Source organism: Bradyrhizobium sp. B124, from assembly GCF_038967635.1.
GTDB lineage: Bacteria > Pseudomonadota > Alphaproteobacteria > Rhizobiales > Xanthobacteraceae > Bradyrhizobium.
Genome location: NZ_CP152413.1, coordinates 2,133,178 through 2,145,629, shown reverse-complemented (window position 1 = coordinate 2,145,629; position 12,452 = coordinate 2,133,178). Strand labels below are relative to the sequence as shown.

General features: G+C 62.9%; 12 protein-coding genes. 5 read left to right on the top strand and 7 right to left on the bottom strand.

The window, feature by feature from the left end:
- Window positions 1–308 precede the first annotated feature (308 nt).
- Window positions 309–1,460, top strand: a complete 1,152-nt coding sequence (locus tag AAFG13_RS10320) for a slipin family protein (protein WP_342711944.1) — start codon at window positions 309–311, stop codon at window positions 1,458–1,460.
- A 125-nt stretch (window positions 1,461–1,585) separates the two neighbouring features.
- On the opposite strand, the gene AAFG13_RS10315 is transcribed toward AAFG13_RS10320, so the two are convergent.
- Window positions 1,586–2,197, bottom strand: a complete 612-nt coding sequence (locus tag AAFG13_RS10315; protein WP_342711943.1) for a TetR family transcriptional regulator — start codon at window positions 2,195–2,197, stop codon at window positions 1,586–1,588.
- 203 nt (window positions 2,198–2,400) lie between these two features.
- Here AAFG13_RS10315 and AAFG13_RS10310 point away from each other — a divergent pair, with 203 nt between their 5' ends.
- Window positions 2,401–3,303 carry a DUF3313 domain-containing protein gene (locus AAFG13_RS10310; protein ID WP_342711942.1) on the top strand — a complete coding sequence of 301 codons (903 nt, stop codon included), beginning with the start codon at window positions 2,401–2,403 and terminating at the stop codon, window positions 3,301–3,303.
- Window positions 3,304–3,343: 40 nt separating this feature from the next.
- Here the strand turns inward: AAFG13_RS10310 and AAFG13_RS10305 are convergent, their stop codons facing one another.
- The 4 genes from AAFG13_RS10305 to groES all read right to left on the bottom strand — a co-directional run bounded on the left by AAFG13_RS10305 (window position 3,344) and on the right by groES (window position 7,328).
- Window positions 3,344–3,991, bottom strand: coding sequence for a hypothetical protein (locus tag AAFG13_RS10305; RefSeq protein ID WP_342711941.1), 648 nt, complete (start codon window positions 3,989–3,991; stop codon window positions 3,344–3,346).
- Entirely contained in the window at window positions 3,992–5,224 is a 1,233-nt protein-coding gene (locus tag AAFG13_RS10300) for a hypothetical protein (protein WP_342711940.1), read from the bottom strand.
- 90 nt (window positions 5,225–5,314) lie between these two features.
- Window positions 5,315–6,955, bottom strand: a complete 1,641-nt coding sequence (gene groL / locus AAFG13_RS10295; RefSeq protein WP_092115232.1) for a chaperonin GroEL — start codon at window positions 6,953–6,955, stop codon at window positions 5,315–5,317.
- Between the two features lie 58 nt (window positions 6,956–7,013).
- Window positions 7,014–7,328 (bottom strand): co-chaperone GroES, encoded by a 315-nt coding sequence (groES, locus tag AAFG13_RS10290; protein WP_097674118.1) that lies wholly within the window; start codon window positions 7,326–7,328, stop codon window positions 7,014–7,016.
- A 392-nt stretch (window positions 7,329–7,720) separates the two neighbouring features.
- On the opposite strand from groES, the gene AAFG13_RS10285 reads away from it, so the two are divergent.
- Window positions 7,721–8,011, top strand: a complete 291-nt coding sequence (locus AAFG13_RS10285) for an usg protein (protein WP_212309910.1) — start codon at window positions 7,721–7,723, stop codon at window positions 8,009–8,011.
- Between the two features lie 98 nt (window positions 8,012–8,109).
- Window positions 8,110–8,688, top strand: coding sequence for a cupin domain-containing protein (locus AAFG13_RS10280; RefSeq protein WP_342711939.1), 579 nt, complete (start codon window positions 8,110–8,112; stop codon window positions 8,686–8,688).
- Between the two features lie 104 nt (window positions 8,689–8,792).
- Here the strand turns inward: AAFG13_RS10280 and AAFG13_RS10275 are convergent, their stop codons facing one another.
- Window positions 8,793–10,049: a nucleoside transporter C-terminal domain-containing protein gene (locus AAFG13_RS10275; protein WP_342711938.1), complete on the bottom strand. Its 1,257-nt coding sequence runs from the start codon at window positions 10,047–10,049 to the stop codon at window positions 8,793–8,795.
- Between the two features lie 116 nt (window positions 10,050–10,165).
- Between AAFG13_RS10275 and AAFG13_RS10270 the strand changes: the two genes are divergently transcribed.
- Complete coding sequence (locus AAFG13_RS10270) at window positions 10,166–11,389, top strand: MFS transporter (protein WP_342711937.1); 1,224 nt, start codon at window positions 10,166–10,168, stop codon at window positions 11,387–11,389.
- A gap of 297 nt (window positions 11,390–11,686) precedes the next feature.
- Here AAFG13_RS10270 and AAFG13_RS10265 read toward each other — a convergent pair whose 3' ends face one another.
- Complete coding sequence (locus AAFG13_RS10265; RefSeq protein ID WP_021077765.1) at window positions 11,687–12,448, bottom strand: SDR family oxidoreductase; 762 nt, start codon at window positions 12,446–12,448, stop codon at window positions 11,687–11,689.
- Window positions 12,449–12,452 lie beyond the last annotated feature (4 nt).

Genomic DNA, 12,452 nt, shown 5'->3' with positions numbered 1-12,452 from the left:
ACCTCTGAAGGGGACCGGACGCGCGCTTCAGTCGCAGTCCGGCCGTCCTGCCGCAAGGCTCTTCGTCCGAACCTAGACACTGTGAGACCGGCTTTGCGCCGCGGTGGATACCGCTTGTGCTGATGCCGGGTGGCTCCGCTCGGCCGCGCGACATTTGTCGCGCGAACGCGCGCGTGCGCCCGTCATCGCGCAGGCTCAAGCCACGGCCCGCTTGGCTGACAGGAAGCCGCGTTCGCGTCCTCACGTCCTTTGCAAAATGAAACCCGCTCTCCGGCCCATGGGCCAGAGAGCAACAAAGGAGGCGTGCCATGACCTGGCATTTCTTGACGACCACATTGACGGTGAAGGATGGCGAGCGCGCGTTGCTGACGCGCGACGGCCGGCTCGAGCAGGTGCTCGCGCCCGGACGTCATCGCCGGTTCGATCCCCTGCATCAGCTCAAGGCCGAGCTGTTCAGCGTCGTGCGGAGCGAATTCCCCGCGGATCGTTACGCGGTGATCAAGGCCGCGCGCCCTGATCTCGCCGACGAGCTGTTCGAGGCGGTCGAGACCCGCGCGAACGAGATCGCGATCGTCAGCCTCGACGGCCGTCCCGTGCAGCTGATGACGCCCTGGCAGACGCGCGTCTACTGGAAGGTCGCGACGTCGGTTGACGTCGAGCGCATCGATGTGACCAGCGATGTCAGGGTCACGGCACGCCACCTCGCGATGATCCAGCCCAACCGGGCCGGCGTCATCACCGAGGCGGTGGTCGAGAACCACGAGGCCGGTCTGCTCACGGTCGAGGGCAAGCTGGTCGAGCGGCTCGCGCCCGGCCGGCACGCGTTCTGGATCGCGGGCCGCAAGATCGAGGTCAAGCGCCTCGACCTGCGTCCTCAGGCGATCGAGATCACGGCGCAGGAGATGCTGACCAAGGATCGCATCGCGCTGCGCGTGACGCTGACCGCGTTCCGCCGGATCGTCGATCCCGAGCGGGTCGTGGCAACGGTGCCCGACGTGGATGCGTGGCTGTACCGCCTGGTGCAGTTCGCGATCCGCGAGGCGGTGGCCGGCCGCACGCTGGACGAGGTGCTGTCTGCGAAGGCGGCGCTCGACGAGGAGCTTCGCGACTATGTCCGCGCCCGTGTCGCGGATTCCGGCGTCGAAGTCACCGAGCTCGGCGTGAAGGACGTGATCCTGCCCGGCGAGATCCGCGAGCTGGTCAACAAGGTGGTGGAGGCGGAGCGGGTGGCGAAGGCCAACCTGATCCGCCGGCAGGAGGAGACCGCGGCGACGCGTTCGCTCCTGAACACCGCCAAGCTGATGGAGGAGAACCCTCTGCTGCTGCGGCTCAAGGAGCTGGAGTCGCTCGAGCGTCTGGTCGAGAAGGTCGGCCGCATCGACCTGCATGCGGGCGACGGTCAAGGTCTCGATGCGCTCCTGACCAAGCTGGTCCGCCTCAAGGCGCCCGAGAGCGCGTAAAGACAGGAAGGGCCGCCCACGGGCGGCCCTTCGCTTTTTGGAAGCGGCGTTGCTCGGCCAGCGGCGCGGAAATCTATCTTTCGTCATTCCGGGCTCGCGCTGCGCGCGCCCCGGAATGACGGGAATCAGATCGCGGCCTTCAGATTGGCGAAGGCGTCCTCGACGTATTTGGTGAGCTGGCGCTTGCCGCCTTGCTCGAGCCAGGCGTCGACCGCGATGCGCAGGGCGCCGCTCGCGGCCATCGCGACAAGACGGAGGCGGTCGCGGCGGTCCTTGCCCGGCCACAATTCGCACAGCGTCTCGTAGACGACCTGCTCCCGATGCAGATCGTTGCGGTGCTTCCGGGAGCTCAGCACTTCGCTCTCGCGGATCAGGCGTGAAATCGCAACCGTTCGCGACGTCTGGAAGCGGGCGCACACGTCCAGCAAGGCCTCGCGGACGACGTCGATCGGCGTACCGGCGGAGGCGTGGTCGCGGATCGATGCCCTGAGCGCGTCGTCATAGCCGGCGACATGCGCGAGCAGGATGTCGTCCTTGCTCCTGAAATAGTAGAAAAAGGTCCTGCGCGAGATGCCGGCAGCCGCCGCGATCTCATCCAGCGTCGTCGCATCAAAGCCGTTAGCCAGAAACAGCTCCATGCCGACATCGGTGATGCGTTGCAGCGTCTCTCGACGATTTCGCTCGCGCAGGCCTTCGGTTTTTGCAGGCCGCTGGGTTTTCGTCAGTGTCTCCGGCATCGGCCGCTTCTCTCATCAACAGGCAATCAGGGCAAAATCACTTGGTGGCCTCGGGTTCGCGCGGCCGTCGGCGTCAACGCGCGAAGCGGCGCCGTTGGGTATGCGTCTTCCGGTCGCAGCCCGCGGTCACGCCATAAAACCGCCCAACACGATAATTACACCGAGTGTAATATTTACACTTAGTGTAAGTCAGTGGGGCCGCAATGACAACCTGTTCGCGCGTATGCCGGATCAAACGGATTCCGGCGGCAAATGGGTTCGTCAGCGGGCGGGGGGCACTCTTCCGCGGCTGGGCGGCGGCGAGCCTGCTCGGCCTTTTGGTCTCGGGCTGCGCGACGGCGACGCTGGATCAGGCCGGTTCACTCCGCTCCTACGACAACATGGAGCAATCGGACGGGATGTTGACCCGTTCGAAGCTGCGGGTGAGCAAGGACGAGGTGCTGGCGGCGAAGACGATCAGGATCGTGCCCACCGTGTTCTCTGACGGAACGGCAGTGCCCTTCACGGCTGCACAGCGCAGGCTCGTCACCAACGCCGCCGACCGTGCATTGTGTGCGGGCCTCAGCGAACGCTTCTACGTGGTTGCGTCGGAGCCCGCCGACCTGACCGTTCACGCCGTCATCACGCATGTGGTGCCGACCGATCCGACCGCGGTCGGCGTCTCCAAGGGTGTGTCGGTGGCGAAGACGATTCTGCTGCCCGGTGTGCCGGTACCCGTTCCGCGCATTCCGGTGGGGCTCGGCAGCCTGTCGCTTGAAGCCGAGGCGCGCGATCCGGCCGGACAGCAGAAGGCGGCGATGGTCTGGGGCCGCGCGGCCAATGCCTTCGACAACGGGCGGATGTCGGAGGAGGGCGATGCGTACGGCCTTGCGGCATCGTTCGGCGGCGATTTCAGCCAGATGCTGGTCACCGGCGTGACGCCCTTCGGCGGCGTGCCATCGATGCCCTCGATGCAGCGGCTGGGTTTCTTGCTCGGCGGTGCGCCGAAATATCCGGCCTGCGAGGCGTTCGGACGCGCACCGGGCCTCGTCGGCATGGTCGGCGACAGCGCCGGCGTGCCGCCGGATTGGACCGACAAGGGACCGGTTGCGGCGAAGGTGGAGTGAACCCCGACGACATACGGGGCTTGGGGCCAACAATGTATCGTTATGTTTTGCTCTTGTTGCCCATCATACTCTTGAGTAGCTCTGTCGCTGACGTCAGTCCTCGTGCTGTTAGTGTGTAGCCGGCCGCTTTGGAGCCACCAGCTTCGGCGGCAAAGGATTTTATGTGCTTTGCGTAGTTGGTTCCATCGTAGGCGTCGTAGTGGAGGCAAGCTTCCTTTAGTTGTTCATACGAGATGCGCGGCGTTCCAGTACCTAAATAAGCAGCAATTCCCTTCAACAAAAGGACACTTCTCATCCGCTCCTTTTTCCCATTCCCCGGAACGGATTTGGCAACCAAATCGATTTCATCGATGCCGAGGCTGAAGAATTGCTCGAGGTCCTTTTCTGAAAACGCGGAACGTCTCATCCACTTGAATGCGACGGTATTGATGCTCTCTCCATTGTCGGCGGACGCGGTATCGGCTGGCATGGCCTTAGGTTCAATCGTTGATGAGTCGTCCGAGACGGGCTCGTCGTGATCGTCGGCGACCGGATGGCGCGTGAGGTTGATCTCACGGTTCAACCCCAGCATTTCTGCGCAATATCTAAGGACACGAAGTTGAGCCTCAGCATCAAGAGTCCTCAGTGCGGCGTAGACATTCCCCATCGCGGTGATTTCAGGGTTATTATCTGGCATTTTCGTTTTCACTTAACTCTCCTCTTCAACGGGCATTGTCGGCCAGAGGGCATCCCACTCGCTTCGGAAAAAATCGATCGTGAAGTGTGCGGCAAAGAATGCTGCATAGGCTTGCCAAGAATCTGTTTTCTCAGCAGCAAAATCACATACCGACTTGAAGGAAACCATTCGGGGCCGCGGCGTTGGGGACTCGTGACAAGCGCGATAAACCGCGTACGTCTCCATCTCCACGCCAACAAGCTTTCTCCAGTTCCTGGTTATCTCCAGTATTCGATTGGGATCATCAATGACCTGGTCGGCAGCTCCCAGCGGACCCATGTGTAGTCGATTGGCATTTCGAGGAGTCGGCCCGCGCCATCGTTTACGGATATCGTCAAAGACGCCCTTTCGGCTTGCGTAACGCCGAAGAACGCTTCTAAGGCGCGCATTTATTCCGATCGGATAAGGGTCGGGCAGAAACTCCCGGATACCTCCAACATCGACTACTTTTCCGGAATTGTAGTCTACGCTCGGATCTGCGACGAGAACGTCGCCAAACTCCTTGTTGCCAGACCTCGTACCAGCAGCAATTCCAACCATTGCGACAAGGCGCGGTCTAAATTGAACAATCAGCTGCGTGGTCGCGATGGCCGCGGCAGTCAATCCCATAGAAGTTGATGCTGTTGCAACGACACGAAGGGATTTTCCGGACAGTGTTACGAGTTCTGTTTCCCTATAGACGTGAGCGTAACGGGAGTCGCCGATCTCTCTCCAGCGATTACTTCCCCCCAAAGCCTCTTGCACAGCTTCTAGTTCAGGTTGTTCAAGGGCACAGATGATGCCGATGTCTGTCTTAAATGCATTGTCGAGTTCTACTTCGACAAGTTCGAGGTCGCTTAGCGCTCTAAGGCGTACGGTCCCCTCTTGCTTCAATCGCCACCGGAAGGGGGGCCCCGGTTCAGATGGTTCCACGTAAGCGGTATATTTTCGGAGGGCAGCGCTTACGTTCTGCGGAATTTTGCTACCGAGGTGTAGCTTGAGAACTTGATTAATCTCTTTGACAGTTACCGATGTGACGGCTGCACCTAGTGAGTGCATCGCCGCTAAAATTAAATACTGATCCGTGCGATCTCGCGGCTTCACTGCACTCAGTAGTTTGGAGAAGCCAATTGCCAAGTCTGCCCCGCGAATAAAATCGTCTGATGAAATGCATGCAACTACAGCGTTAGTATAGCGAATCAGGCCCGATTGCCAATCGAGTGACATCCTCATTTAGTTCTAGGACAACCCCCAAAACAAAAACCCCGGCATCGCTGCCGGGGTTTTGCATTTCGTAGTTTGCCTGAGAGGCCGGACTCAGAAGTCCATGCCGCCCATGCCGCCGCCCGGAGGCATTGCGGGGCCGCCGGAGTTCTTCTTCGGCAGCTCGGCAACCATCGCTTCAGTGGTGATCAGCAGCGCGGCAACCGAGGCAGCGTTCTGGATCGCGGTACGGACGACCTTGGTCGGGTCGATGATGCCCTTCTTGACGAGGTCGGCATAGTCGCCGGTCTGGGAGTCGAAGCCGTAATTGTAGGCCTTGTTCTCCAGGATCTTGCCGACGATGACCGAACCGTCTTCACCGGCGTTGATCGCGATCTGGCGAGCCGGAGCCGACAGCGCCTTGCGCACGATCTCGACGCCGGTCTTCTGGTCGTCGTTCTTGGTGCGCAGGCCCTTGAGCTGCTCGGAAGCACGGAGCAGGGCGACGCCGCCGCCCGGGACGATGCCTTCCTCGACAGCCGCGCGGGTCGCATGCATCGCGTCATCAACGCGATCCTTGCGCTCCTTCACCTCGACTTCGGTTGCGCCGCCGACGCGGATCACCGCGACGCCGCCTGCGAGCTTGGCGAGACGCTCCTGCAGCTTCTCACGGTCGTAGTCCGAGGTGGTTTCCTCGATCTGCGCCTTGATCTGGGCAACGCGGGCGTCGATGTCGGCCTTCTTGCCGGCGCCGTTGACGATCGTGGTGTTCTCCTTGTCGATCATCACCTTCTTGGCGCGACCGAGCATCTGCAGCGTGACGTTCTCGAGCTTGATGCCGAGGTCTTCCGAGATGGCCTGGCCGCCGGTCAGGATCGCGATGTCCTGCAGCATGGCCTTGCGGCGATCGCCGAAGCCCGGAGCCTTGACGGCCGCGACCTTCAGGCCGCCACGCAGGCGGTTGACGACCAGGGTGGCAAGCGCCTCGCCCTCGACGTCTTCAGCGACGATGACCAGCGGCTTGCCGGTCTGCACCACAGCCTCGAGCAGCGGCAGCAGCTCGTTCAGCGAGGAGAGCTTCTTCTCGTTGATGAGGATGTAGGCGTCGTCCATCTCAACGCGCATCTTGTCGGCGTTGGTGACGAAGTAGGGCGAGATGTAGCCGCGGTCGAACTGCATGCCCTCGACGACGTCGAGCTCGGTCTCGAGCGACTTGGCTTCCTCGACCGTGATCACGCCCTCGTTGCCGACCTTCTTCATGGCGTCGGCGAGGAACTTGCCGATCTCGGCATCGCCGTTGGCCGAAATGGTGCCGACCTGGGCGATCTCCTCGTTCGAGGTGACCTTCTTCGAGTTCTTCTGGAGGTCCGCAACGACGGCTTCGACCGCGAGGTCGATACCGCGCTTCAGGTCCATCGGGTTCATGCCGGCGGCAACCGACTTGGCGCCTTCACGCACGATCGCCTGGGCGAGCACGGTGGCGGTGGTGGTGCCGTCGCCGGCCGCGTCAGCGGACTTGGAGGCGACTTCGCGCACCATCTGCGCGCCCATGTTCTCGAACTTGTCCTCGAGCTCGATCTCCTTGGCGACGGTGACGCCGTCCTTGGTGATGCGGGGAGCGCCGAACGACTTCTCGAGCACGACGTTGCGGCCCTTCGGGCCGAGAGTGACCTTCACCGCATTGGCGAGGATGTCGACGCCGCGCAGCATCTTGTCGCGCGCATCGACGGAGAATTTGACTTCTTTAGCTGCCATCTGAATTTTTCCTTGGAATGGTTTTACCCTGGAGGAATCTTGGGGAGCGAGGAGGCGCTTAGGCCGCCTTCTTCTTGGAAGCGGGGACGTCGAGCACGCCCATGATGTCGCTTTCCTTCATGATCAGCAGGTCTTCACCGTCGATCTTGACCTCGGTGCCGGACCACTTGCCGAACAGGACGCGGTCGCCGACCTTGATGTCGATGGGGATCAGCTTGCCAGCTTCGTCGCGGCCGCCCGGGCCGACGGCGATGACTTCGCCCTGCGAGGGCTTTTCCTTGGCACTGTCCGGAATGATGATGCCGCCAGCAGTCTTCTCTTCGGCGTCGATACGCTTGACCACGACGCGGTCGTGAAGCGGACGGAATTTCATGCAGTCCTCCTAAACGTTTGCGGATGCTATAGATTTTTGGAGCGTTAGCAGTCCAGCCCGGCGAGTGCCAGGCCGACTGCGCAGGAGATAGGCCAAGCCTGGGCGGCGGGCAAGTGGCTCTAGCAGAAAAATTGGCACTCGCGAATGGCGGCTGCCAGGTTCATTTCGAGATCATTTCGGCATCCTTAATGCCGCCCGGCAGGGGTCGCCGGGGCTATTAGCAGATGCGGTAAGCTGCTGCTAACGTAAGAAATTTCAACAACCTATTAAACATTTAGGCTTGAGATGGGTTAGTCGCGTGCGTCACATTTGTATCATGTGAGCGCATCCATTGCCGGTGGTCCGGCGGGGGTCGGCCGCCATGTGAATGCGCTCCGTCACAGGAGGTTGGCATGGTCTCGCGAGTTGGTGGGGTTGTTTCCGACGATTTCCGGAAGCAGTTGCTGGGGTATGGACTGACGACGGCGCAAATCCTGTATCGGATGCCGGACCATCCCTCGTTGCTGCAAACCTATGTCTGGCAGAACTACGACCTGTTTCCGAAATTTCCGGCGCTGCGGGATTTCCTCGCCTTCTGGGAGGAAAAGCTCGAAGGCCCGCTGTTCTCGGTGACGGTGGCGCATTCCAAGCTGGTCAAGCCGGCCGAACTGCGCGCCGTCGACGGCGTGTTCCGGCTGCATTGATCCGCAAAGCGGGCGAGGCGCGGCCTGCGCCTTTGCCCACCTCGCGCGGCGCGACTTGTGTTAGCCTTCGCCCGTCACAAAAAGACGGGAGGCGAACAATGGCCAAGAAGACGGCATCGAGATCCGCAGCCAAGACCGCGGTGAAGAAGAAATGGTCGGGGCTTGGCGCCGGCGCCAAGAAATCGTCCGCGAAATCGTCCGCGCGCAAGACCATCAAGTCCAAGGGCCGCGTCACCGCGGCCAAGAAGAGCGTGCCGAAGGCAGCGACCAAGGCAGCAAGCAAGGCGCGGCCGAAACAGCGCGTCGCCATCAGCCATCACCGCGAAGAGGATTTCAAGGCCGACGGGCTGCGTGCCTACGCCAAGTACCGCGACCTCGGCATATCAGCAGCATCCCATGGTCTCGCGCAGGCGCATGTCATCCGGCTGCGGGGACCGTGCAATCCGGATGAAGTGTCGAAACTGCATTTCCACGACGTCGAGTTCCAGATGGTCTATGTGCTCAAGGGCTGGGTGAAGACCTACATGGAAGGCGAGGGCGAGACGCTGATGAGGGAAGGCAGCGCCTGGACCCAGCCGCCGCGCATCCGGCACATGATTTTGGATTACTCCGACGACGTCGAACTGCTGGAAGTGATCCTGCCGGCCGAGTTCAAGACGGTGGAGCTGAAGGCGTAGGAAACCGTCGTCACGCCGGTTTTGTAGCCCGGATAGAGCAAGCGAAATCCGGGATTCGCGCACACGGTCAGCACTGCCCCGGATCGCGCTGCGCTTCATCCGGGCTACGGCGCTGTCATCATCCCCACGATCGCGCCCATCAGGCACGTCGTCAGCGTGCCGGAGACGACCGACTTCAGCCCGAGCGCGTTGATCTCGTCGCGCCGCTCCGGCGCCATGATGCCGAGGCCGCCGATCATGATGCCGAGGCTCGCGAAGTTGGCAAAACCGCACATCGCGTAGAGCATGATCAGCCGCGAGCGCGGATCGAGCGCGTCGGGGCCGAGCTTCGAAAGGTCGACATAGGCGATCAGCTCGTTCAGCACGGTCTTGGTGCCCATCAGGCTTCCCGCCGTGATCGCCTGCGACCATGGCAGGCCCATCAGCCAGCACACCGGCGCCATGACGTAGCCGAGCAAGCGTTGCAGCGAGATCTTGGCGCCGCCGATTTCCGGAAGCAGGCCGATGATCGCGTTCACGAGATACACCAGCGCGACCAGCACCAGCAGCATCGCGATGATGTTCATCAGCAGCTCGAGCCCGGCGGCGGTGCCCTTCACGATCGCGTCCATCGTCGAGGACACCTGAACATCGGGATCGTCGAGCGACCCGCCGGTGCGCTGGTCCGACGTTTCCGGCACCATGATCAGGCTGACCAGGATCGCGGCCGGCGCGCCGAGCACCGAGGCGATAACGAAATGCGCGGCCGCATCTGATATCAGCGGCGCGAGCAGCGTCGCATACAGCACCAGCACGGTGCCGGCGATCCCGGCCATGCCGCCGGTCATCACCAGAAACAATTCGCTGCGCGTGAGCTGCGCCAGATAGGGGCGGATGAAGAGTGGGGCTTCCACCATGCCGAGGAAGATATTGGCCGCGGTCGAAAGCCCGACCGCGCCGCCGACGCCGAGCGTGCGCTCCAGAATCCAGGCCATGCCGCGCACCACAGGCGGCAGCACGCGCCAATAGAACAACAGCGTCGTCAGCACGCTCATCACCAGCACGATCGGCAGTGCCTGGAAGGCGAGGATGAAATCCGAGCCCGGCGCCTTGGGATCGAACGGCGCCGGACCGCCGCCGACATAACCGAACACGAAGGCGGTGCCGGCGCGCGTCGCGGCCGCGATGGTGCCGACGGCATCGTTGATCGCCCCGAAGGCCTGCGTCACCAGCGGCACCTTGATCAGCAACAGCGCGGTGACGATCGTGACGACGAGTCCGATCGCCGCCTGCCGCAGCGACACCTTCAGGCGATTCTCGCTCAACGCCCAGGCGATCACGAGCAACGCCACCACGCCGAACGCCGATTGCAACTGCAGCATCACGCCCCCAAGAACCCTCGGGCGATTATGGGCAGGGGCCTCGCGCAGCGCAATGCTGTTGCGCGTTCATCCCGAATCCATTGACAAGTTGCAGGGGCTCAGTCACGCAATCATGCATGTCCTCCGCCACGCCGGCCGGTGCCCGCGATCTGCTCAGCCACAGACCGTTCCTGTTCTTTTTGTCGTCGCGCAGCCTGTCGCGCTTCTCCAGCCAGATCGGCGCGGTGGCGATCGGCTGGCAGATCTATGATCTGACTGGGAGCGCGTTCGATCTCGGCATGGTTGGACTGGTGCAGTTCCTGCCGACGGCGCTGCTGGTGTTCGTCGCCGGCCACGCCGCCGACCGCTTCGAGCGCAAGCGCGTGGTGCAGGCCTGCCAGGTGGCGGAAGCACTGACCGCATTATTTCTCGCCGGAAGCACATTTGCCGGCACCATCTCCGAGATCCAGATCTTCGCTGCGACCTTCGTGCTCGGAATCGCCGGCGCGTTCGAGAGCCCGGCGACCGCCGCGCTGTTGCCGCTGATCGCGCCGCAAGGCGCGCTGCAGCGGGCGACCGCGATCTCGAGCGGCGCCGCCCAGGTCGCGACCATCACCGGACCCGCGCTCGGCGGTCTTGCCTACGCAATGATGCCGAGCGCGCCTTACGGCATCATGATGGTGTTCTGGCTGTTCGGCGCGCTGCTGACCGGCGGCATCGGCCGGCTGCAGCAGGCGGCGGCGAAGAACGGCGAGGTGTCGGATGACCTGTATGCCGGCGTCACCTTCGTTCGCAGCAATCCGGCGATCCTCGGCACCATCTCGCTCGATCTGTTTGCGGTGCTGTTCGGCGGCGTCACCGCGCTGCTGCCGATCTATGCGCGCGACATCCTGCAAACCGGCCCGCTCGGGCTTGGCATCCTGCGCGCCGCGCCCGCGGTCGGTGCGCTCTTGATGACGATGGTGCTGGCGCGGCACACCATCAACCGCCGCGTCGGCATGCGCATGTTCCAGTCGGTGATCGTGTTCGGCGTCGCGACGGCGGTGTTCGCGCTGTCGCACTGGATGTGGCTGTCGGCGCTGGTGCTCGCAGTGCTCGGCGCCGCCGATACGATCAGCGTCGTGATCCGCTTCTCGCTGGTGCAGCTCGCCACCCCCGACGAGATGCGCGGCCGCGTCGGCGCGGTGAACTTCCTGTTCATCAACGCCTCGAACCAGCTCGGCCAGTTCGAGAGCGGCGTCACCGCGGCGCTGCTCGGCGCCGTGCCGTCAGCCGTGCTCGGCGGCGTCGCGACGGTTGCGGTCGCGCTGCTCTGGATGAAGCTGTTCCCGACGCTGCGGGATGTCGAGAAGCTGGAGTAGGGGGGCTATCCCCACCCGTCATTGCGAGGAGCGAAGCGACGAAGCAATCCATCTTGCCACATGCGGAGGCATGGATTGCTTCGCTTCGCTCGCAATGACGGTGCGCAATTTCGGAATAATGGAAAAATATCGCTGATTTGCCCGACGTGTCAAGTTGCGGTGTCGAACGCCGGGTAGCTGCCGGCTACTTTGCATGGGGTTGTTTTCGATATTTTGGCAGTGGGCCTTGGAAACGGCATGGCCGGGACAAGCCCGGCCATCCCAACGTGATAGTCCTGCCGCAAGCAGGGAGAAGGATCAGCCCCGCCCCACGAACGGCATCTTGGTCGCCATGACCGTCATGAACAGCACGTTGGCGTCGAGCGGCAGGCCGGCCATGTAGGCGACGGCGTCGCCGACCGCCTTGGCGTCCATGCGCGGCTCGTGCTTGGTGGTGCCGTCCGGCTGCAGCACGCCGGGGCCGTTGACCATGCGATCGGTCATCGGGGTCGCGGCATTGCCGATATCGACCTGGCCGACCGCGATGTCATACATGCGGCCGTCGAGGTTGGAGGCTTTGGTCAGGCCGGTGATGGCGTGCTTGGTCGAGGTGTAGGCCGCCGAGAACGGCCGCGGTGCATGCGCCGAGATCGAGCCGTTGTTGATGATGCGGCCGCCGCGCGGCGTCTGGTCCTTCATGATGCGGAAGGCATGCTGGGTGCACAGGAACGGCGCGGTGAGGTTGGTGTTGACCACGGCCTGCCACTGCTCGAGCGGCAGATCCTCGAAATTCACCGGCGGTGCGCCCATGCCGGCGTTGTTGAAGAGAACGTCGAGCCGCCCATAGGTCGCCTTCACCTTGTCGAACAGCGCGGCGATCGCGGCCGGGTTGGCCATGTCGGCCGAGACGCACAGGCTCTTGCCGGCAGGGCCGAGCTTGGCGGTCTCTTCCAGCATCTCGATGCGGCGTCCGGCGAGCACCACGGTGTAGCCCTTGTCCATCAAAGCGAGCGATGCCGCGCGTCCGACACCGGTGCCGGCGCCCGTGACGAGCGCGATCTTGCTGGTTGCTTCGGTCATCCGA

Coding starts and splice junctions, on each gene's coding strand:
- AAFG13_RS10320 (WP_342711944.1), top strand. CDS start 309: ATGACCTGGCATTTCTTGACGACCACATTGACGGTGAAGGATGGCGAG.
- AAFG13_RS10315 (WP_342711943.1), bottom strand. CDS start 2,197: ATGCCGGAGACACTGACGAAAACCCAGCGGCCTGCAAAAACCGAAGGC.
- AAFG13_RS10310 (WP_342711942.1), top strand. CDS start 2,401: ATGACAACCTGTTCGCGCGTATGCCGGATCAAACGGATTCCGGCGGCA.
- AAFG13_RS10300 (WP_342711940.1), bottom strand. CDS start 5,224: ATGTCACTCGATTGGCAATCGGGCCTGATTCGCTATACTAACGCTGTA.
- groL (WP_092115232.1), bottom strand. CDS start 6,955: ATGGCAGCTAAAGAAGTCAAATTCTCCGTCGATGCGCGCGACAAGATG.
- groES (WP_097674118.1), bottom strand. CDS start 7,328: ATGAAATTCCGTCCGCTTCACGACCGCGTCGTGGTCAAGCGTATCGAC.
- AAFG13_RS10285 (WP_212309910.1), top strand. CDS start 7,721: ATGGTCTCGCGAGTTGGTGGGGTTGTTTCCGACGATTTCCGGAAGCAG.
- AAFG13_RS10280 (WP_342711939.1), top strand. CDS start 8,110: ATGGCCAAGAAGACGGCATCGAGATCCGCAGCCAAGACCGCGGTGAAG.
- AAFG13_RS10275 (WP_342711938.1), bottom strand. CDS start 10,049: ATGCTGCAGTTGCAATCGGCGTTCGGCGTGGTGGCGTTGCTCGTGATC.
- AAFG13_RS10270 (WP_342711937.1), top strand. CDS start 10,166: ATGTCCTCCGCCACGCCGGCCGGTGCCCGCGATCTGCTCAGCCACAGA.
- AAFG13_RS10265 (WP_021077765.1), bottom strand. CDS start 12,448: ATGACCGAAGCAACCAGCAAGATCGCGCTCGTCACGGGCGCCGGCACC.